The sequence below is a fragment of the Yersinia sp. IP36721 genome (assembly GCF_003634395.1).
In the GTDB taxonomy this organism is placed as follows: domain Bacteria; phylum Pseudomonadota; class Gammaproteobacteria; order Enterobacterales; family Enterobacteriaceae; genus Yersinia; species Yersinia entomophaga.
This window is the reverse complement of sequence record NZ_QCZL01000003.1, coordinates 173,724-192,869: the sequence shown is the minus strand read 5'-3', so window position 1 is coordinate 192,869 and position 19,146 is coordinate 173,724. Positions and strand designations below refer to the sequence as shown.

The following is a 19,146-nucleotide window of genomic DNA, read 5'->3' as shown; positions in this document are numbered from 1 at the left end:
GGGAGTAACTTCATTGCCGGTTTGCCGTCATTACGGTGCGAAAGCACTCGGTTACCGGGCAACCTCATCATGTAGAAGCAATTAAATCGCTTTTACATCATCAGGGTTGTAAGTGAGACCTTGCCGGAAGGCGAGGTTTGCTTGCAGCTCAGACATAGCGGCTGGCGTCTTCCGACGTTGGCCGTTTTGTTTTTTTATGAGGTTTACTCTGATGATGAACTCCGTTGGTACGCCCGTACTTTGGGTCGGTTTTGCCGTTGTAGTCGCGATTATGCTCGCCGTTGATCTTTTCCTTCAGGGCCGTCGCGGCTCTCAAACCATGACGCTACGTCAGGCCGCCGCCTGGTCGTTGGTATGGGTGAGCCTGGCTATGCTGTTTAACGCCGGTTTCTGGTGGTATCTGAGCGAAAGCGTAGGGCGCGAAATTGCGGATAAGCAGGCGCTCGCTTTCCTGACCGGCTATCTGATTGAAAAAGCCTTAGCGGTCGATAATGTCTTTGTCTGGCTGATGCTATTCAGCTATTTTGCCGTTCCTGCCAATCTACAGCGACGCATCCTGATCTACGGCGTACTTGGGGCAATCGTGCTGCGAACGGCAATGATCTTCGCCGGTAGCTGGCTGGTTTCGCAATTTAGCTGGATTCTTTATCTGTTCGGTGCCTTCCTGTTATTCACCGGCCTGAAAATGGCATTTGCCAAAGAGGATAACAGCCCCATTGGTGATAAACCCTTAGTGCGCTGGATTCGCAATCACTTACGCATGACTGACGAACTCCACGGCGAACGTTTCGTCATTCGCAAAAATGGTCTGTTGTACGCGACACCTTTGGTGCTGGTGCTGATTCTGGTTGAGCTGAGCGACGTCATTTTTGCCGTCGACAGCATTCCAGCAATCTTTGCCATCACCACCGATCCCTTTATTGTGCTGACTTCTAACCTGTTCGCGATTCTCGGCCTGCGCGCCATGTATTTCCTGCTAGCAAACGTGGCGGAGCGCTTCTCGCTATTGAAATACGGTCTGGCAGCGATTCTGGTGTTTATCGGAATCAAAATGATGATCATCGATCTGTTCCATATTCCTATCGGCATCTCTCTTGGCGTAGTTGCCGGTATTCTAGCCCTCACTTTACTAGTGAATGCCTGGGTGAATCACCGCGCCGATCAAAACACACCACACTAACTATGTGACTATCTGCCTGATAATCTATTACACGGGGTGTCTGTCACCCCGTATTTATTTGGCAGATACCACTAATCGCCAAATGTTATCTTGATCACACATATGTAAACAAAATGTTATGCAAAGTGATCAACATTATATTTCCCTAATTGTTTCTTTCCAGCCTATTCCATTCCCTTATACTAACCCTGCAAACACACTTGGTTACAGGTTTGAAGAAAAAGTACCCGGTCAGGTTCCGGCCGAGGTATGAAGCCTGTACAACGTCATTCAACACAGCGACATTCAGTTCACTGGGAAGAGGTAAATTGATATTTATGGAAAACAAAAAATCAGGGCTATTTCACTACTTAAGCCACGGAAGTCTGGTTAAACAGATATTGGTGGGTTTGGTTGCCGGTATCATTCTGGCAAGCGTTTCACAATCAGCCGCTGTCGCGGTAGGCCTGTTAGGCACCTTGTTTGTCGGCGCATTGAAGGCCGTCGCCCCGGTATTAGTATTGATGCTGGTAATGGCTTCTATCGCAAATCATAAGCAGGGTCAGAAAACCAGTATTCGCCCTATCCTGTTCCTGTACTTGTTAGGAACCTTCTCGGCGGCCCTGATTGCCGTCGCCGTGAGTTTCATGTTCCCTTCGACGCTGGTATTGGCAACCAATAATGCCGATATCTCCCCTCCGGGCGGCATTGTTGAAGTATTACGTGGGCTATTACTGAGCATCGTTGCCAACCCGATTCATGCGCTATTGAACGGCAATTACATCGGTATTCTGGCTTGGGCGGTCGGTTTAGGCTTTGCTCTGCGTCATGGCTCAGAGACTACCAAGTCTTTGATTTCTGATATGTCTCACGCCGTTACCTTCGTGGTACGAGTGGTGATTCGCTTTGCTCCTCTGGGTATTTTTGGTCTGGTAGCTTCTACTCTGGCAGAAACTGGCTTCGGCGTATTACTGGGCTATGTGCAACTGCTGGTCGTATTGATCGGCTGTATGCTTCTGGTAGCACTGGTGGTTAACCCACTGATTGTTTTCTGGAAAATTCGCCGTAATCCTTACCCACTGGTGTTTGCCTGCCTGCGTGAAAGCGGTGTAACCGCATTCTTTACCCGTAGCTCTGCGGCCAACATTCCAGTGAACATGGAACTTTGTAAAAAGCTGAATCTGAACGAAGATACCTATTCAGTTTCCATTCCACTGGGTGCCACCATCAATATGGCCGGCGCGGCAATTACCATCACCGTGTTGACGCTGGCAGCGGTACATACGTTGGGTATTGCGGTTGATTTGCCGACGGCATTATTGCTCAGCGTAGTCGCGGCTGTGTGCGCCTGTGGCGCTTCCGGTGTGGCCGGTGGTTCGTTGCTGTTGATTCCGCTAGCCTGCGGTTTATTCGGTATTCCAAATGAAATCGCCATGCAGGTAGTTGCTGTAGGCTTTATCATTGGCGTATTGCAGGATTCGGCAGAAACCGCGCTGAACTCCTCTACCGATGTGCTGTTTACCGCCGCAGCCTGTCAGGCTGACGATGCCAAACTGGCTAATCCAGACCCGCTGGCAACGCGTTAAATCTCAAGATTCTCACTTATCCAAAGGGTGGCAAAAGCCGCCCTTTTTATCCTTTCTTTTCGACCAGAAAAGGATCGATGCCCTGCAATTGCAAGCGACGGAAGCGGATGATATTAAAGCCGTTAATCAGCAGGAAACTCCCTTCAATCAGCGATCCGCCAATCGAACCCAGCCAGATATTATGAATTACCCAACAGGCGGTTGAGCACCACATAATACAGCGCGTGGTTAAGCCGTGAGTGCGGAACAGCGCCCAAGTACTGGCTACGGTGCCAATTATCGGCAAAAGCTCTACTACGTGATGCATTCGCCACAAACCTAACGTTAGTGTCAGAATGATAAACACAACCATCACTATGCTGCTACGAGTCTTGGTCGAGATCAGGGTGCGTAGAGCGTTAAGCAATGCACTGCTGCCTGCTGCACTGGCTCCCATCAGAAAGAAATGGCCACCGATGATGGCGCTATAAGCCGAAAGTTGCAGTTTGAAACGTCGTTCATCCCGGTTGAAAAACATGGTAATACCGACAAAAAATGCCAATACGCCAACAGCTTGGGCAAACCAATAGAACGTCATGGTGGGGTATTCCTGGTATAGGGGAGTCCCTATCTCTTCTGGAGTCGAACATAGCTAAAACGACGCGCTTACCGCTAATCGGGGCCCACGGTAAGCGCGCGAAAAATGAAACGTCGTTTTATTTTAATGGTTAACCATACTAGTTACAAGGTGACTCCGCTTTTAAAAATAGCTAATTCACGGAAATCATTGGCTTCATTGCGCGCCGGTTTGCCATTGGCAATGGCGACGATCAGTTCGACGAACTCTTCCAGTAAAACATCCATTGAAGTCCCTTTGATTAGTTTTCCCGCATCAAAGTCGATCCAGTGAGGTTTTTTCGCCGCCAACTCGCTGTTGGTAGCCAGTTTCACCGTAGGCACGAAACCACCATAAGGCGTACCTCGACCGGTGCTGAATAGCACCATATGACAGCCTGCCCCCGCCAGCGCACTGGTTGCCACCGCATCATTCCCCGGAGCGCTGAGCAAGTTCAGCCCCGGACGTTGCAGGCGCTCGCCGTACTTCAGCACGTCGACCACTTTGCTTTGCCCTGCTTTTTGGGTGCAGCCCAACGATTTTTCTTCCAGCGTAGTAATGCCGCCAGCCTTATTACCCGGTGACGGATTTTCGTAAATTGGCTGATGATGAGCGATGAAATACTGTTTAAAATCATTCACCATGCTAACAGTCTTTTCAAAGGTAGACTCATCGCGACAACGGCTCATCAAAATGCGTTCTGCACCAAACATTTCTGGTACTTCAGTCAAAACCGAAGTGCCACCGTTGGCAATCACATAATCGGAGAAACGCCCCAAGAGTGGGTTAGCCGTGATACCGGACAAACCGTCCGAACCACCGCATTCCAGGCCAAATTTCAGTTCGCTGAGTTGACCCGGCACACGCGGGTCGCTGCGCATTACCTGATATAGTTCTCGCAGTCGTTCCAAGCCAGCTTCCACTTCGTCGTCCTGCTGCTGGCACACCATAAAGCGAACCCGCTCATTGTCCACTTCTCCCAGCGTAGTTTGGAAAACGTCGACCTGATTGTTCTCGCAGCCTAAACCTATAACTAATACCGCACCGGCATTAGGATGGCGCACCATATTTTGCAGCATGGTTCGGGTATTTTCGTGATCCTGACCAAGCTGTGAACAGCCGAACGGATGGCTAAACAAATGCACCCCGTCAATGCCTTCCGCCTCGTTGGTTTCCTTCAGAAAACGCTGTTGGATCTGACGCGCGATACCGTTAACGCAGCCAACGGTTGGAATGATCCACAATTCGTTACGAATGCCCACGTCGCCATTTTTGCGACGATAGATCCGAACTTCTCGATCGGCCATTTGCACCGGCAGATCGCTAAATTCTGGCTGATATTGGTATTCATCCAAGTCACTTAAATTGGTTTTAGCGTTTTGAGAATGAATATGTTCACCGGTTTGAATCGGGCTAAGTGCATGACCTATCGGCAAACCATATTTCACAATCATTTGATCCGGCTGGATTAAAGTTAGCGCAAACTTATGCCCGCGGGTCACTGGCTGCGCCAGCGTGATTGCATCGCCATCAATTTTGATGACTTCTCCCTGCGCCAGATCCTGTAGAGCAACGGCTACATTATCCAGTGGGTGAATTTTTATCGTCTTTTGCATAGAAAACCTTTAGCTGTAAGCCGCAACCGCTGCTCTCATTCCACGATCCAGGATAGTTTGCAGTTGCTCTGTCACCTGTTCGGCCAACTGGGGTACTGCAGTTAAATCCTGCCCCCAATGATTCGCATCAGACAAAACGGTCTGAACCAATGCGGCGGGAGTCGTTTCGTATTGCTTCACACTGCTCCATAAACGGGAGTAGGTTTCCAGCCAGTGAGCGTCGTCTTGCAACGGATAGGATTCTCCTTGACGTTCCCCGCGATAAAAGGCGATCAACGCGGCTAATGCAAAGGTTAAACGCGGCGGCAGCTTGCCCTTTTGCTGCTGGTAAGCCAGCAGCTGAGGCAAAATGCGGGTACGGAATTTGGTCATACCGTTCAACGCAATAGACAATAACTGGTGCTGAATGAAAGGGTTACGGAAACGGCTTAATACCGCCTGCGAGAAGGAAAGCAGTTCATCCTCAGGTAAATCCAAAACCGGAACGATTTCTTCAATCATGGTTTTTTCCACGAACTGACTGATTTCAGAATCATTCATGGTTTGCCCGACGGTATCCAGACCGGCCAGATAAGCGATAGGCACCAGCGCTGTGTGAGCACCGTTCAAAATGGCGACTTTACGCTCTTTATACGGCTTGATGTCATCCACGATGCACACATTCAGATCCAGTTGATCCAGACGCAACTCTTTTGCCAACCACTGTGGCCCTTGAATAACAAAGAGATAGAAGTATTCCGCCGTATCGAGGAAGCTGTCCTGATAGCCCAATTCAGCCTGTAAAGCGGTCACTTCATCGCGGGGATAACCGGTCACAATCCGATCCACCAACGTTGAGCAAAAAGTATTATTTTCTGTTAGCCAACGGGTAAATCCAGACGGTAACTGCCAATGCTCCGCATAGCGCAGCACCAGTTCCCGCAAGGCTTCGCCGTTATAATCGATTAATTCACAGGGCAACAACACCCAGCCTTTATCTGCCGCGCCGTCAAAATGCGTATAGCGCTCAAATAATAAGCGAGTCAGCTTAGCTGGAAATGACGCCGGTGGCGCATCATCCGGTTTATCTTGCTCATTCCAGGCGATACCGGCTTCGGTCGTATTGGAAAAAACAAAGCGAATATTAGCATCGCGAGCCAGTGCCAGATACTCGTCGAATTGACGATAGATATTGATCTCCCGATTCACCGAACGGATCAGCCGAGATTCCCGCACCGCTTCCCCCTGCTCATTCAGACCGCGAATGACCGTGGTATACAGGCCATCCTGCGTACTCAAGGACGGAGGAAAATCCGTATCTATTGGCCGGATCACTACGATCCCAGCGTTAAGATCGGTATGTTCGTTCAAAAGGTCCAGTTGCCAATCGACAAAGGCGCGCAGGAAATTGCCTTCGCCAAATTGAATGACTTTGTCAGGGTAACTGCGGCCGGGAAAATCACGACGGTTCAGGGTTAGCATGTTGATCTACCTCATAACGCGTTCCGCCATAGACAGGCCACGGGCGATAAACCGGCATCATATGCACAGCCCGTCGCTTTCCGTCCCGCAGACAGCGTTGAATTAAGCAAAAGTTTGAAAGGCGGGAGGCCGATTGGCGCTCCCGCTTGGCACATTACAATTCGATAGCGAAATACTGTTTGGCGTTATCGAAACAGATGTTTTTCACCATCGCACCCAGCAGTTCAATGTCTGCCGGTGCTTCACCACCTGCCACCCAGCGGCCAATCATCTGACACAGTATTCGGCGGAAATATTCATGACGTGTATAAGAGAGGAAGCTGCGGCTATCGGTCAGCATACCGACAAAGCGGCTTAGCAAACCCAGCTGCGCCAGTTGGGTCATTTGGCGCTGCATACCGTCTTTTTGATCGTTGAACCACCAGCCGGAACCGAACTGCATTTTCCCTGCGGCACCTTCGCCCTGGAAATTGCCGACCATAGTGCCAATGACTTCGTTATCGCGTGGATTCAGGCAGTACAGGATCGTTTTCGGTAGCGCATTACGCAGACCTTGCGCATCCAGCAAACGGGAAAGCGGCTGAGCCAGCGGCTGGTCATTAATCGAGTCAAAACCGATATCTGGGCCAACCAGATTGAACATGCGACTGTTGTTATTACGCAGCGCACCGATGTGATATTGCTGAACCCATTCACGACGATGATATTCACCAGATAAAAATAGCAACACAGCGGTTTTAAACTGAGCCACTTCTTCCAGCGTTGGCTGAGTTCCCGTCAGACGACGAGCTAGAATACCGTCGAGCGTCGTTTCGTCTGCTTCACCATAGACCACCACGTCCAACGCATGGTCAGAGACTTTACAGCCGTGAGCGGCAAAGTGATCCATACGTTTGTTCAATGCGTCGCACAGGTCGGAGAATTTACTTATAGACGTATCTGCCGCAGCTTCCAGCAGCTTCAGGTAATCGCGAAAACCGGCGGCTTCAATATTGAAGGCTTTATCCGGACGCCAACTTGGCAACACTTTGATGTTAAAGCTGCCATCCGCGGCGATAGCTTTGTGGTGGCGCAGATCGTCAATAGGATCATCGGTGGTGCCGACCATTTTGACATTCATCTGTTGCATGATACCGCGCGCAGAGAAAGCCGGTTGAGCCAACAGCTCATTGCCACGTTGCCAGATTTCTTCCGATGTTTTCGGCGAAAGCAGTTTGCCGGTAATACCGAAAGGACGACGTAATTCCAGATGAGTCCAGTGATACAGAGGATTGCCAATTGTGTGAGGGACGGTTGCGGCCCAAGCTTCGAATTTTTCCCGATCGCTGGCATCGCCAGTACAGAATCGTTCGGCAACGCCGTTGGTACGCATAGCGCGCCATTTATAGTGATCGCCCTTCAGCCAGATGTCATACAGGTTCTTAAAACGATAGTCTTCTGCGATTTGTTCCGGTGGTAAATGGCAGTGATAGTCATAAATCGGCTGATCTTTTGCATAATCGTGATACAGACGACGGGCAAACTCGGTATCCAGCAAAAAATCTTCGGTTAAAAACTGCGACATATTGGCTTCCTCACATGGCTACATCGTAGAGCACTGTTTTCTGTTATCGCGAAGTTATCACACCAATTCCACTTACCGTCCAGCACTTTTTACAAGACAGTGATCGCAAAAACCTAACAAAATGAACAAATACTCAACATTTTCTATTATTTAGTCCCTTGCAGCACTAAGGCTGACGAGTTCTATTATTCCCTAATTGAAAAGTGGTTTTTGTGATGTCACTCAACTTTTAAATCTGTATGACAAGTTATTGTTGCGTCGCCCTGAGTTGTCTTATGGATACGCATCATGAGAGTTCAGGGGAAACCAAATCGAAAAAATTACAGGTCGTCGGTGAAGGAATACATCGTCAGTGTCATTTTTCTAACGGCTTAGGACCGTGGTGATACCAGGCATCGCAACCTTAGGGGCATCAGCTTGATTTAACCCCCTCGGCGTTGAGAGACACGATCAAAAAAGGAGCGTTTAGGTACCACCGGGTGCACGGGCATCGACTGGATGGACCAAATTGCGCCATGGACTGCCGCCAGACAGCACTCCATAGCAGTAATCTTAGAGACTGGGAGAGATTTAGAAATGCGTAAAATTAAAGGGTTACGCTGGTACATGATAGCCTTGGTCACCATGGGCACGATTTTGGGTTATCTGACACGTAACGCCATCGCCGTCGCCGCACCTACGCTTCAAGAACAGCTACATATCACTACGCAACAGTATTCTTATATTATCGCCGCTTATTCCGCCGCTTACACTTTGATGCAGCCGGTTGCAGGTTACGTACTGGACGTCATGGGAACCAAAATCGGCTACGCCATGTTCGCCGTTATGTGGGCGATATTCTGTATGGGTACCGCGTTAGCCAGCAGTTGGGGCGGCCTGGCCATTGCCCGTGGTGCCGTGGGTGCAGCTGAAGCAGCCATGATCCCCGCAGGCTTGAAAGCCAGTAGCGAATGGTTCCCGGCGAAAGAGCGTTCTATTGCCGTTGGTTATTTTAACGTCGGTTCATCCATTGGCGGAATGATTGCTCCACCGTTAGTGGTCTGGGCTATAGTCATGCACAGCTGGCAAATGGCTTTCATCATTACCGGTGTGCTCAGCCTGATTTGGGCTATCTGTTGGTTAATTTTCTATAAACACCCGAAAGATCAGAAACGACTGACGGATGAAGAACGGGACTATATTCTCAGCGGTCAGGAAGCTCACCACTCCACCTCCAACTCGAAAAAGATGTCTGCAATGCAGATTATCCGTAACCGCCAATTCTGGGGTATAGCCATCCCACGCTTTCTGGCAGAACCGGCTTGGGGGACGTTCAATGCCTGGATTCCACTATTCATGTTCAAAGCCTATGGCTTTAACCTGAAAGAAATTGCGATGTTTGCCTGGATGCCAATGCTGTTTGCTGACCTTGGCTGTATTCTCGGTGGCTATCTGCCTCCGTTGTTCCAAAAATACCTGAAAGTGAATCTGATTGTTTCTCGTAAATTGGTTGTGACTATGGGCGGTCTGCTAATGATTGCGCCTGGCACTATCGGCCTGTTCACTAGTCCTTATGTCGCTATTGCTCTGCTGTGTATCGGTGGTTTTGCTCACCAGTCTCTATCTGGCGCGCTGATTACCCTGTCTTCCGATGTCTTCGGTCGTAACGAAGTCGCCACTGCCAACGGGTTAACCGGCATGGCAGCCTGGACTGCCAGTACGCTGTTTGCTCTGGTGGTTGGCGCATTAGCAGATACGTTGGGCTTCAGCCCACTATTTGCCGCGCTGGCGGTGTTCGACGTACTGGCAGTCATCGTTATCTGGACGGTGCTGCAAAATCGCCCTGCCGATGACTCACAGACAGATCCGATACAACAAGCACCGGCTGAGCAAAATTAACCCGTCCGGCGACGTTCTCCAAGAGTGACGCACTGCGCACACACTAGCCCGGCAGAAGCTTGCCGGGTTTGTTTTTCTCCGCCCTACACTACCTTTGGTTAAGTATATCTGTGATAGCAATAGCTAGAACCAATCGGGAATAAGTGGTATAACAAGTCCGCGAGATATGCCGTTCGGGATAGCCTCCAAGCCCTGACAACACTGAGTCATAACATTATCTGCCTCAATTGATCCAAGAGCCTTAATCATGGAATTCACAGATACCAGACGGTTATACCAACAGTTGGCCGCAGAGTTAAAACGACGCATCGAAGCTGGTGTGTATCAGGTTGGCGATAAGTTGCCTGCTGAGCGCTATATTTCGGAAGAAATGAATGTCAGCAGAACCGTCGTCCGTGAAGCGATTATTATGCTGGAAGTCGAGGGCTACGTAGAAGTACGCAAAGGCTCTGGCATCCACGTCATGTCCAATCAGCAGAAGCATTTGGTCATGCCAAGCAATGAAATTGAGTTCGCTGCTGCCGGTCCTTTTGAGCTACTTCAGGCGCGCCAGTTAATTGAAAGCAATATCGCCGAGTTTGCAGCAACGCAAATCACTCGTCAGGATATAGTCAAACTGATTGAAATACAGGAACACGCTCGTCAGGAAGATCGTTTTCGGGATTCACAATGGGATTTGAAATTCCATGTGCAGGTCGCTCTGGCTACCCAAAATACCGCGATGGCCACTATCGTCGAGAAAATGTGGAGCCAACGGGTGCATAATCCGTATTGGATCAAACTGCATGAGCACATTGACGATAAATCCATTGAGAGCTGGTGCGAAGATCACGATCAGATCCTGAAAGCGTTAATGCGTAAAGATCCTTATGCCAGCAAACTGGCAATGTGGCAGCATCTGGAAAACACCAAGCAAATGCTGTTCCATGCCACCACTGATGATTTCGAATTTAACGTCGATCGTTATTTATTTGCAGAAAATCCAGTGGTTCATCTGGATAATCTTGCGGCCAACAATATGACGATAAACAGCAAAGCCTGAGCTGAATAGTCTCCCCGCTACTATTACCTACGTTTTTCCGCAGGAAGAATCGAAAAATAAAAGGGATACCGCCTGCAAAAATTGCGGTTTCCCTCTTATAACCTTGCATTGGCGGGATCACTCTAGTCAGTAAATGTCGAGATCTGTCAGCAAATGTAAGCAGAGAAGCTATTTCTTAAAAGCGGTACAATAAACCATCAATTAACGCCTATATTTCCCTGTTTCATATCCTGCTATTTTGCTAAAGTGACTGCTCTTTTTTTTCCCGCCACTTTGGGAGCGAAACGCGAAAGATGCGCTGGTTGTTGATCCTGCTTATTGCTGTTTCTTGCTGGACCGGTTCGGTCGCCAGCAAGCCGCTATTGGCTGGGCATTCTGATTCCACGCAGGACGTTTCTTATACCGCCCTTCAGCGCGCCGCAATTCAATACATTAATGTTGAATTCATTACTCAAAACGTCTTCCGACATAATGCGCCATTGCCCGACCAGCTGCGTCTTGGCAAGCGGATCAAAAATTTCTCAATTAAAAACCGTCTGGGCACATCTAAATTCACCGGAACAGGCAATACTTTATGGGTAAACCTGAGTTGGCATCCGTCCTGGTTCCTAACTTCACGCAATGCTCAGGCAAAAGAAATCTATAAGCAGTCCCGACAACCGTCACCATTACGCCAATCTGGCCGCTGGATGCTTCATTCAGCTGCGCAGCAAAATCGCGTGGGCGGCTGGAAAGAGAGTAATATCCTGTACAGCGGTGCACTGACTTATCACGACGCCGCAATTCTGTTTCCATTGTCATAAAAATTTATAAGCAAAAAATAGATTTACTGCATACGCATCAACGGATTGGTTCACTTTGGAAGTATCAGCACCTTTATCTGAACCGCCGCGTGAGCGCAACAAAAACAATGACGTTTTAGGAATACCAGATGGATATCATTAAAGAACTCTTACATGCCTTGTGGCAGCAGGACTACGAAACACTCGCTAACCCTTCGTTGGTGTGGGCCATTTATATCCTGCTGTTTGTCATACTATTTCTGGAAAATGGCCTGCTGCCAGCAGCATTTTTACCCGGCGATAGCCTGCTGATTCTGGTCGGCGTACTGATTGCCAAAGGGGCAATGAGTTTCCCGGTCACGCTAGTGGTTCTGACTACCGCCGCCAGTTTAGGCTGTTGGGTCAGCTACATACAGGGAAGATGGCTGGGAAATACCAAGATAGTGCAGGGTTGGTTATCCCATTTACCTGCTCACTATCACACCCGCGCGCATAATTTATTCCACCGCCACGGTTTGTCCGCCCTGCTAATTGGCCGTTTTTTAGCTTTCGTCCGGACACTGTTACCCACAATTGCTGGCCTTTCTGGCCTGAGCAACGCTCGTTTCCAGTTCTTTAACTGGGTCAGCGGCCTGCTTTGGGTACTGATTCTGACTACATTGGGGTTCGCGTTGGGTAAAACGCCGGTATTCCGCAAATACGAAGATGAAGTCATGTTCTTCCTAATGCTGCTACCGCTAGCGTTATTGTTTATCGGCCTATTTGGTTCTCTGTACGTACTGTGGCGTAAAAAGCGCAGCGTGCAGGGTGATAAAGGAAATCAGGCGTGATCCAGCTTCTGGCTCGTTTGCGCCGCCCACGCTGGCACTATGCGGTGCTAGCGTTAGGTATGCTGGTGCTTGTCGCGCTGTTTACCCCCGTGATACTGCATACTGAAAGCGCCCTGAAAATCAGCCCTAATCAACAAGGGCTGAGTCTTCCGGACGGCTTCTACCTTTATCAACATCTGGACGAACGAGGCATTCGGATTAAAAGCATTACGCCGGAGGCCGATAGTTTGGTGGTAAGTCTGGAATCACCGGAGCAGCAGAAAGAAGCCATTGAAGCATTGCAGGCTATTTTGCCGAAGGGCTACGTCATCGTGCTGAGTGAATCAACCAAACGTCATAGCTGGCTGCCAAAGTTTGGCGGTGATACGCAAAAAATAGGCTAGCTCAATCCTCTGTCGGGGGAAACTCTCCCCCGTCCCTCTGATGTCATTTCTCCCCGCGTGCTCTGATTACTCTTCGATATGTAACCGATAGGTTTCGCGCTGCCGCTAACCACGCAACAATTTGAAAAATGAAAGGGATTCCCCAATATAACCCAATAGAAAACTTGGGCGATGTTCTATTCAGCGCTATGCTTAACTTAAGTGCGGTTATCGCCATTACTGATATGTCCCATTTATTAAGCGGCATGGAACTAAGACACACCGTTGTCTTCAGGCTGCAAAAAGGAAGAAATATTATGTTGTTACGCCATTCCCTTCTGCTGGTTTTACCGGTTGTTGCATTCTGCGGCCTGGCTCAGGCTGCTACCGCTAACGGCTGCGATATCAAAGCGAAAGAAATTCAGCAGCAGATCGATTATGCCAAACAGCATGGTAATACCCAGCGCGTTGCCGGGCTGGAAACGGCTCTGAAAGAAGTGAAATCCAACTGTACTGAAGCCGGTTTACAGGCTGAGCATCAGCAAAAAGTTGCTCAGAAACAGCAGAAAGTTGCCGAGCGTCAGCAAGAGCTGAAGCAGGCGCAGGAAACCGGTGACGCAAAGAAAATCGCCAAAAAGCAGAAGAAGCTGGACGAAGCCCAAACCGAGCTAAAGCAACTTCAGGCTGAATAGATATTATTCATCGCTTTTGGTAGTCAAAAATCTGGTTAAAAAGCCATTTTATGGTGTTTTTTAGGACGAATCCGCAGGCGGATTAGCATGATTTTCCACAGGTTGGCCTTTCAACCGCTCAGAAAATCCGCTATGTTAGATATTCTTCTCAGTTATGTTAAGGAGTTATTTATATGGCACAAGATAAAAACGCTGAAAATTTGCGCGCCGAACTCAAATCACTGGCAGATACATTGGAAGAAGTTTTGCATTCCTCCTCTGATAAGCCAAAAGCTGAGTTAGATAAATTACGATCCAAAGCTGAGAGTGCCCTAAAGGACACTCGTGAGCGCCTGAGCGAAACCGGCGACAAAATTGCGGCTCAGACCAAAGAAATCGCCGACAAGGCTGATAACTACGTTCATGACAACCCTTGGACAGGTGTTGGTATCGGTGCCGCAGTTGGCGTGGTATTGGGCGTTCTGTTGTCTCGTCGCTAATTATGGCAGAGCAACCTCGCACACAGGGCCCCGGTAAAGGGGTCCTTGATACCATCCATCGCATCGCCACTATCGTGGTTGGCATGGTTGAAACCCGCGTTCGACTGGCGGTAATTGAGCTGGAAGAGGAAAAGGCAACGCTGATTCAGTTGCTGATAATGGCCGGAATCACTCTGCTATTAACCGCTTTTGGTTTAATGAGCCTGCTGGTGTTAATGATGTGGGCCGTTGATCCCGTCTACCGCTTTATGGCTTTGGCTATCACCACCGGCGTGCTGTTGGGGCTAGCGTTGATAGGTGTTATCTGGACGCTGGTTAAAGCTCGTCGTTCCACGTTTTTGGGTTCTACCCGTCAACAATTGGAAATCGATCGGGAATTATTGGAGAAAGACCAGTGAGCCGCCAGTTACGGTTAGAGAAGGAAAAGTTGCTGCGTCAGATTGAACAGCAACGCCTGGATCTGGCTAACAGCGCGGCACACTGGATTGAAGTGACCGCGCCTTATGATCGCGGCTGGCTCAAAATTCTTGAAATGCGTAAGTTTCTGGTTCTGGGTTCCAGTCTGATCGCAGTTTATGGCGTTCGCCATCCCAGCCGAATGATTCGCTGGTCCCGCAGGGCGTTAAGCGCGTGGGGTACCTTCCGACTTTTCCGTCGCACATTTTCTTCCCGCTAAACTCGCCTGTCGCCACTGTCTCAGACGGCGAGTTTTATTAACTCATTCAATTTATTATTTATTTTTTATTCTCAACCCTTCCACTTATCTTTATCGGCTAACCTTTTTCGCACTTTTTGTTAAACCCATCAATTTTTTTGATAAAAACAAACAGTATTACTTGCTAACAACTTTCCTACCTCCCTACTAACATATTATTCATCAACCCGGTATGAAGCTGGAAAGCCAACGGATTGCCACGAAATATTGCCGCTAATGTTAAGCATTAGCATCAACCCTTATTTGGAGTAAGTAGTCGATGAATAAATTACAAGATACCGGTCTGTTGGTTGCACGTATTCTGATGCCAATTCTGTTTATTGTTGCCGGTTACGGAAAAATGGGCGATGCCTATGCTGGAACTCAGCAATATATGCAGATGATGGGCGTTCCCGGCTTCTTCTTGCCATTGACTATCTTGCTGGAATTTGGCGGCGGTCTGGCGATTCTGTTTGGTTTCCTGACCCGTACTACCGCTCTGTTTACCGCGGGCTTCACGTTGTTAACCGCGCTGATTTTCCACACAAACTTTGCGGAAGGCGTAAACCAGCTGATGTTCATGAAAAACCTGACCATCGCCGGTGGCTTCCTGGTGCTGGCCGTTGCAGGTCCTGGCGCATTCAGTATTGACCGTCTGCTGGGCAAAAAGTGGTAACTTTCCCCCGCGGCTAATATCCGACGCCCTATCTGATGGTAGGGCGTTGTTATTTTGTCGCCTTACTGACGAATGGATTAATACGGCGTTGCTAATCCAAACTTATTTCGCCTTCCTCTGCTCTCTGCGCTATAAAATTCGTGATTACCTCTAAATACACAGGAGTACCCAATGGGACAACTAGTTGACGGCGTTTGGCAAGACATCTGGTACGACACTAAGTCAACCGGCGGCCATTTCAAACGTAGCACCTCACAATTCCGTCATTGGATAACCCCTGATGGCCAGCCCGGCCCTCACGGCCGCGGCGGCTTTAATGCGGAAAAAGATCGTTATCATTTATACGTTTCACTTGCCTGCCCTTGGGCGCATCGCGCTTTATTAATGCGCAGCCTTAAAGGGTTAGAATCCCTTATTCCGGTTTCAGTCGTACATCCATTAATGTTGGATAAAGGTTGGACCTTTGGCACCGACTTCCCTGATACCACCGGAGATTCCCTTTACCAATCGGATTACCTCTACCAGTTGTATTTACGTGCAGAACCCACTTATAGCGGACGAGTGACCGTCCCCATACTTTGGGATAAGCAGCAGCAAACCATCGTTAGCAACGAATCCGCCGATATCATGCGTATTTTTAATAGTGCATTTGATGGTGTAGGTGCCGCCAAGGGGGATTATTATCCCGAAGCGCTGCGTGAGGAAATCGAAGAAATTAACGGTTGGGTCTACGATGCGGTAAATAATGGTGTATACAAAGCCGGTTTTGCCACCAGCCAGAACGCCTACGATGAAGCGGTAAATACGTTGTTTGTGGCGTTGGATAAATTGGAATTAATTCTGGACCAGCAGCGTTATTTAACTGGCAATCAACTGACTGAAGCTGATTTACGTTTGTGGACCACTTTAGTTCGTTTTGATCCTGTCTATGTCACCCACTTTAAATGTGATAAACGCCGAATTAGTGATTATCCGAACTTATTCGGTTTCCTACGAGATATTTACCAGATGCCAGGCATTTCTGGCACCGTTAGCTTGCCACATATTCGCAATCATTATTATCGTAGTCATACCACGATTAATCCCTACGGTATTATTTCCGTCGGGCCAGAACAGGATTTATTGTCGGCCCACGGGCGAGATGTTCGTTTTGGTTCAGAGTAATAGTCTAACCCAATACCCTGTTATACCTTTTTTACTCGGACGGGCGACCAGCGCCCGTCTCACTATATTCCTAACCGCGCCCCAGTAATTTAGGAATTTCCCGCAGGCACCAGGACTTAGCCTCGCCCATACTGTCTCGCCGCCAGGCCATAATAATATCCACTTCTCGGCTGTACTCCGGCCCAACAACCCGTAAGCGACCCGCTTCGATATCTTTTTCGACCGTTTCATAAGGCATGGTCGCCACGCCTAATCCGGCCAGCAACGCGCGTCGTTTATCTTCAATAGTACTGACCGTTAAACGCTGCTGTTTATCCAATAACTGAACGGTAATGACCGGGCGCTCGCGAGCGGTATCTGCCACGGCAATACCTCGATATTTAACCCGAGTCACTTCCGAGAGCGGCTCCGGTTCCTGATGGATTGGATGATCTGGGCTGGCCACGTAGACGCTGGTTACTTTATATAATTTTCGTGAATTGATTTCTGAAGAAGCGCGGAAATGCATATCTGGTGCGATAACAATATCAGCACGCCCCTGCTCCAATCGCTCCCAGGCTCCGGCCAGAACCTCAGTCAAAATTGAAACCTGCGTATTGGCCTTGAGCGACAGTTTGTCGATAAGCGGGAACAGTTTCCAGGCGGGCGACAACGCCTCACTCACAATTGTGATGTGTGTTTCCCAACCCCGCGCCAGCGCTTCAGCATCGGTAGTCAGTTTATCGGCAGCTTCCAATAACACCCGGCCGCGATCCAGTAGCATCCGACCAACATTTGTGAATTTAGTGCGATGCCCGGAGCGGTCAAATAGCACCACATCCAGCTCTTCTTCAAGCTTCTGCATGGTGTAGCTGAGGGCCGAAGGCACTCGACCCAGTTCATCAGCGGCAGCGGCAAAGCTGCCTCGACGATCAATCGCATCCATTACCCGCAGCGCTTCTAGCGTTAACGCCCGATCTTTGGCCATCAGTTTTCTCAGTCAGGAAATTTGAATATACCGACCAGATTAACTGGCTAACAATCCTGCGTCCAGACGCTTACCATTTGTCTATCAATTTATAGGGGCAATCATCGTCATGATCACATGCAGAACGGCAAAACAGTGCGGGCAAGCTGACTTTGGTTGGTTACAGGCCCGCTATACCTTTTCTTTCGGTCATTATTTCGATCCCAAACTGCTGGGCTACGCTTCATTGCGAGTGCTCAATCAGGAAGTTCTCGCACCCGGCGCAGCGTTTCAGCCACGAACTTATCCTCAGGTAGATATTCTCAACCTGATCTTACAGGGTGAAGCGGAGTACAGAGACAGTTTGGGTAATCATGTACAGGGAAAAGAAGGCGATGTTATTTTATTTTCGCCGCAGTCTGAGGTGAGTTACAGCGAGCATAATTTGAGTGGCTGTAAGCCATTAACCCGGATTCAGCTGTGGCTGAATGCCTGCCCTGAGCAGGATACTGATTCGAGTCAGCGTCTAGCGCTAGGCAATGAATCATATCGTTTACTGGCTTCGCCTGATGGCGATCAGGGGAGTCTGAAGCTGCGTCAGCAGATGTGGATTCACCATTTGGATATGGCGGCGGGAGATGAACATAGCATTCAGCTTCACGGTCAACGGGCGTATTTACAGTCAATTCACGGCACCGTAGAAGTGGAAGGTTCGCAGACCAGCGATCTTCAGCGTCTGACCTGCGGCGACGGCGCCTTTGTTCAGGAAGAGCAGCAGCTCACCATTAAAGCCAAAACGCCGCTACGCGCGCTGTTAATCGACCTGCCGGTATAGGTACTGATTCAAATAACAGCTGAATCCTCAAAGATCGCATCACGCTGGATTTTAGGACGTCGCGAGCTAGCCGAGTTGGGGTGCGCCCAGCACGTAGGAACCGGAACCTACACAAAGTAGGTGAGGATTCTGAGCACTGCGTCAGCCCAAAATGGCGACGCGCAGTAGCCTGTCACCTTACAGGCTCGAGCTTAGCGCACCGAGGGGCGCTCCGGCGGCTCACGCCGCTACGACCCCAGCGGCACGCTTTCACTCGCATCCGTATTAGTGTTGCTGACTTATCACGTCAAGAACCGAAGAAATTACACTCCATTGAATTTTAGGGCGACGCGCAGTAGTCAATCACCCAATAAAAAACCCCTTGTGAGGATAACCTCACAAGGGGCTCTATAATAGAGGGAGTTGACCGGTAAGCCGGGTTCTGTCGTGGACAGTCATTCCTCTAGGCCAGCAATCGCTCACTGGCTCAAGCAGCCTACCCGGGTTCAGTACGGGCCGTACCATGTGAACCCCTATTTGGCCTTGCTCCGGGTGGAGTTTACCATGCCACGGACTGTTGCCAGCCGCGCGGTGCGCTCTTACCGCACCCTTTCACCCTTACCTGATCCCACTTGCGCGGGCCATCGGCGGTTTGCTCTCTGTTGCACTTGTCGTAGGCTTGCGCCCCCCAGGCGTTACCTGGCACCCTGCCCTATGGAGCCCGGACTTTCCTCCCCTCCACCTGTCTCCCCCGAGAGGGACGGCAGTGAAGCGGCGACTGTCTAGTCAACTCCGCGGCGGATTAT

Annotated in this window: 19 protein-coding genes and 1 other RNA gene; 14 read left to right on the top strand and 6 right to left on the bottom strand. The window is 49.4% G+C overall.

All coding sequences use genetic code 11. The annotated features are described in order from the left end of the window. The first annotated feature begins 211 nt into the window (after nt 1-211). Both DBA33_RS04620 and sstT read left to right on the top strand, forming a co-directional pair. A complete protein-coding gene (locus DBA33_RS04620; RefSeq protein ID WP_120805690.1) occupies nt 212-1,180 on the top strand; it encodes a TerC family protein in 969 nt (322 codons plus the stop codon). Between the two features lie 317 nt (nt 1,181-1,497). Continuing rightward, entirely contained in the window at nt 1,498-2,745 is a 1,248-nt protein-coding gene (gene sstT, locus DBA33_RS04615; RefSeq protein WP_064515284.1) for a serine/threonine transporter SstT, read from the top strand. 46 nt (nt 2,746-2,791) lie between these two features. Here the strand turns inward: sstT and DBA33_RS04610 are convergent, their stop codons facing one another. The 4 genes from DBA33_RS04610 to uxaC all read right to left on the bottom strand — a co-directional run bounded on the left by DBA33_RS04610 (nt 2,792) and on the right by uxaC (nt 7,981). Continuing rightward, nucleotides 2,792-3,322, bottom strand: a complete 531-nt coding sequence (locus tag DBA33_RS04610) for a YgjV family protein (protein ID WP_064515286.1) — start codon at nt 3,320-3,322, stop codon at nt 2,792-2,794. A gap of 143 nt (nt 3,323-3,465) precedes the next feature. After that, on the bottom strand, nt 3,466-4,956 hold the full coding sequence (locus DBA33_RS04605; protein ID WP_064515288.1) for an altronate dehydratase family protein: 1,491 nt from the start codon (nt 4,954-4,956) through the stop codon (nt 3,466-3,468). Between the two features lie 9 nt (nt 4,957-4,965). After that, entirely contained in the window at nt 4,966-6,417 is a 1,452-nt protein-coding gene (locus DBA33_RS04600) for a tagaturonate reductase (RefSeq protein ID WP_120805688.1), read from the bottom strand. A 154-nt stretch (nt 6,418-6,571) separates the two neighbouring features. Beyond that, nucleotides 6,572-7,981, bottom strand: a complete 1,410-nt coding sequence (gene uxaC, locus DBA33_RS04595; RefSeq protein WP_120805686.1) for a glucuronate isomerase — start codon at nt 7,979-7,981, stop codon at nt 6,572-6,574. A gap of 576 nt (nt 7,982-8,557) precedes the next feature. Here uxaC and DBA33_RS04590 point away from each other — a divergent pair. From DBA33_RS04590 to DBA33_RS04540, 11 genes are all read left to right on the top strand, one after another. After that, nucleotides 8,558-9,859: an MFS transporter gene (locus DBA33_RS04590; protein ID WP_064515294.1), complete on the top strand. Its 1,302-nt coding sequence runs from the start codon at nt 8,558-8,560 to the stop codon at nt 9,857-9,859. A 247-nt stretch (nt 9,860-10,106) separates the two neighbouring features. Then, the gene (gene exuR / locus DBA33_RS04585; RefSeq protein ID WP_049597832.1) at nt 10,107-10,901 is read left to right on the top strand and encodes a transcriptional regulator ExuR; all 795 of its coding nucleotides are present in this window, start codon (nt 10,107-10,109) and stop codon (nt 10,899-10,901) included. Between the two features lie 293 nt (nt 10,902-11,194). Continuing rightward, complete coding sequence (locus DBA33_RS04580) at nt 11,195-11,704, top strand: hypothetical protein (protein ID WP_120805684.1); 510 nt, start codon at nt 11,195-11,197, stop codon at nt 11,702-11,704. 128 nt (nt 11,705-11,832) lie between these two features. After that, nucleotides 11,833-12,513 carry a DedA family protein gene (locus tag DBA33_RS04575; RefSeq protein WP_064515298.1) on the top strand — a complete coding sequence of 227 codons (681 nt, stop codon included), beginning with the start codon at nt 11,833-11,835 and terminating at the stop codon, nt 12,511-12,513. A 17-nt stretch (nt 12,514-12,530) separates the two neighbouring features. Beyond that, on the top strand, nt 12,531-12,896 hold the full coding sequence (mzrA, locus tag DBA33_RS04570; protein WP_256966627.1) for an EnvZ/OmpR regulon moderator MzrA: 366 nt from the start codon (nt 12,531-12,533) through the stop codon (nt 12,894-12,896). 296 nt (nt 12,897-13,192) lie between these two features. Next, entirely contained in the window at nt 13,193-13,567 is a 375-nt protein-coding gene (locus tag DBA33_RS04565) for a DUF1090 domain-containing protein (protein ID WP_064515302.1), read from the top strand. Between the two features lie 173 nt (nt 13,568-13,740). Next, nucleotides 13,741-14,046, top strand: a complete 306-nt coding sequence (locus tag DBA33_RS04560) for a YqjD family protein (protein WP_064515304.1) — start codon at nt 13,741-13,743, stop codon at nt 14,044-14,046. A gap of 2 nt (nt 14,047-14,048) precedes the next feature. Beyond that, complete coding sequence (locus DBA33_RS04555) at nt 14,049-14,444, top strand: phage holin family protein (RefSeq protein WP_064515306.1); 396 nt, start codon at nt 14,049-14,051, stop codon at nt 14,442-14,444. Beyond that, nucleotides 14,441-14,722: a YqjK-like family protein gene (locus tag DBA33_RS04550; protein ID WP_064515308.1), complete on the top strand. Its 282-nt coding sequence runs from the start codon at nt 14,441-14,443 to the stop codon at nt 14,720-14,722. Before DBA33_RS04555 ends, DBA33_RS04550 begins: the two co-directional genes overlap by 4 nt. A gap of 298 nt (nt 14,723-15,020) precedes the next feature. After that, on the top strand, nt 15,021-15,416 hold the full coding sequence (locus DBA33_RS04545) for a DoxX family protein (RefSeq protein WP_049597845.1): 396 nt from the start codon (nt 15,021-15,023) through the stop codon (nt 15,414-15,416). Between the two features lie 171 nt (nt 15,417-15,587). Then, nucleotides 15,588-16,580 (top strand): glutathione S-transferase family protein, encoded by a 993-nt coding sequence (locus DBA33_RS04540; protein ID WP_120805682.1) that lies wholly within the window; start codon nt 15,588-15,590, stop codon nt 16,578-16,580. Nucleotides 16,581-16,650: 70 nt separating this feature from the next. Here the strand turns inward: DBA33_RS04540 and DBA33_RS04535 are convergent, their stop codons facing one another. Continuing rightward, the gene (locus DBA33_RS04535) at nt 16,651-17,547 is read right to left on the bottom strand and encodes a LysR family transcriptional regulator (RefSeq protein WP_120805680.1); all 897 of its coding nucleotides are present in this window, start codon (nt 17,545-17,547) and stop codon (nt 16,651-16,653) included. A 109-nt stretch (nt 17,548-17,656) separates the two neighbouring features. On the opposite strand from DBA33_RS04535, the gene DBA33_RS04530 reads away from it, so the two are divergent. Continuing rightward, entirely contained in the window at nt 17,657-18,361 is a 705-nt protein-coding gene (locus DBA33_RS04530) for a pirin family protein (protein WP_064515312.1), read from the top strand. A 394-nt stretch (nt 18,362-18,755) separates the two neighbouring features. Here DBA33_RS04530 and rnpB read toward each other — a convergent pair. Next, an RNA gene (gene rnpB, locus DBA33_RS04520) (RNase P RNA component class A) lies at nt 18,756-19,134 on the bottom strand. Nucleotides 19,135-19,146 lie beyond the last annotated feature (12 nt).

What these genes read in the sequence shown, in the direction of transcription:
- DBA33_RS04580 (WP_120805684.1), top strand. Translation starts at nt 11,195, where the DNA reads ATGCGCTGGTTGTTGATCCTGCTTATTGCTGTTTCTTGCTGGACCGGT.
- DBA33_RS04590 (WP_064515294.1), top strand. Translation starts at nt 8,558, where the DNA reads ATGCGTAAAATTAAAGGGTTACGCTGGTACATGATAGCCTTGGTCACC.
- DBA33_RS04560 (WP_064515304.1), top strand. Translation starts at nt 13,741, where the DNA reads ATGGCACAAGATAAAAACGCTGAAAATTTGCGCGCCGAACTCAAATCA.
- DBA33_RS04600 (WP_120805688.1), bottom strand. Translation starts at nt 6,417, where the DNA reads ATGCTAACCCTGAACCGTCGTGATTTTCCCGGCCGCAGTTACCCTGAC.
- DBA33_RS04540 (WP_120805682.1), top strand. Translation starts at nt 15,588, where the DNA reads ATGGGACAACTAGTTGACGGCGTTTGGCAAGACATCTGGTACGACACT.
- DBA33_RS04545 (WP_049597845.1), top strand. Translation starts at nt 15,021, where the DNA reads ATGAATAAATTACAAGATACCGGTCTGTTGGTTGCACGTATTCTGATG.
- DBA33_RS04620 (WP_120805690.1), top strand. Translation starts at nt 212, where the DNA reads ATGATGAACTCCGTTGGTACGCCCGTACTTTGGGTCGGTTTTGCCGTT.
- sstT (WP_064515284.1), top strand. Translation starts at nt 1,498, where the DNA reads ATGGAAAACAAAAAATCAGGGCTATTTCACTACTTAAGCCACGGAAGT.
- uxaC (WP_120805686.1), bottom strand. Translation starts at nt 7,981, where the DNA reads ATGTCGCAGTTTTTAACCGAAGATTTTTTGCTGGATACCGAGTTTGCC.
- DBA33_RS04575 (WP_064515298.1), top strand. Translation starts at nt 11,833, where the DNA reads ATGGATATCATTAAAGAACTCTTACATGCCTTGTGGCAGCAGGACTAC.
- DBA33_RS04530 (WP_064515312.1), top strand. Translation starts at nt 17,657, where the DNA reads ATGATCACATGCAGAACGGCAAAACAGTGCGGGCAAGCTGACTTTGGT.
- DBA33_RS04535 (WP_120805680.1), bottom strand. Translation starts at nt 17,547, where the DNA reads ATGGCCAAAGATCGGGCGTTAACGCTAGAAGCGCTGCGGGTAATGGAT.
- DBA33_RS04610 (WP_064515286.1), bottom strand. Translation starts at nt 3,322, where the DNA reads ATGACGTTCTATTGGTTTGCCCAAGCTGTTGGCGTATTGGCATTTTTT.
- DBA33_RS04555 (WP_064515306.1), top strand. Translation starts at nt 14,049, where the DNA reads ATGGCAGAGCAACCTCGCACACAGGGCCCCGGTAAAGGGGTCCTTGAT.
- DBA33_RS04605 (WP_064515288.1), bottom strand. Translation starts at nt 4,956, where the DNA reads ATGCAAAAGACGATAAAAATTCACCCACTGGATAATGTAGCCGTTGCT.
- DBA33_RS04565 (WP_064515302.1), top strand. Translation starts at nt 13,193, where the DNA reads ATGTTGTTACGCCATTCCCTTCTGCTGGTTTTACCGGTTGTTGCATTC.
- exuR (WP_049597832.1), top strand. Translation starts at nt 10,107, where the DNA reads ATGGAATTCACAGATACCAGACGGTTATACCAACAGTTGGCCGCAGAG.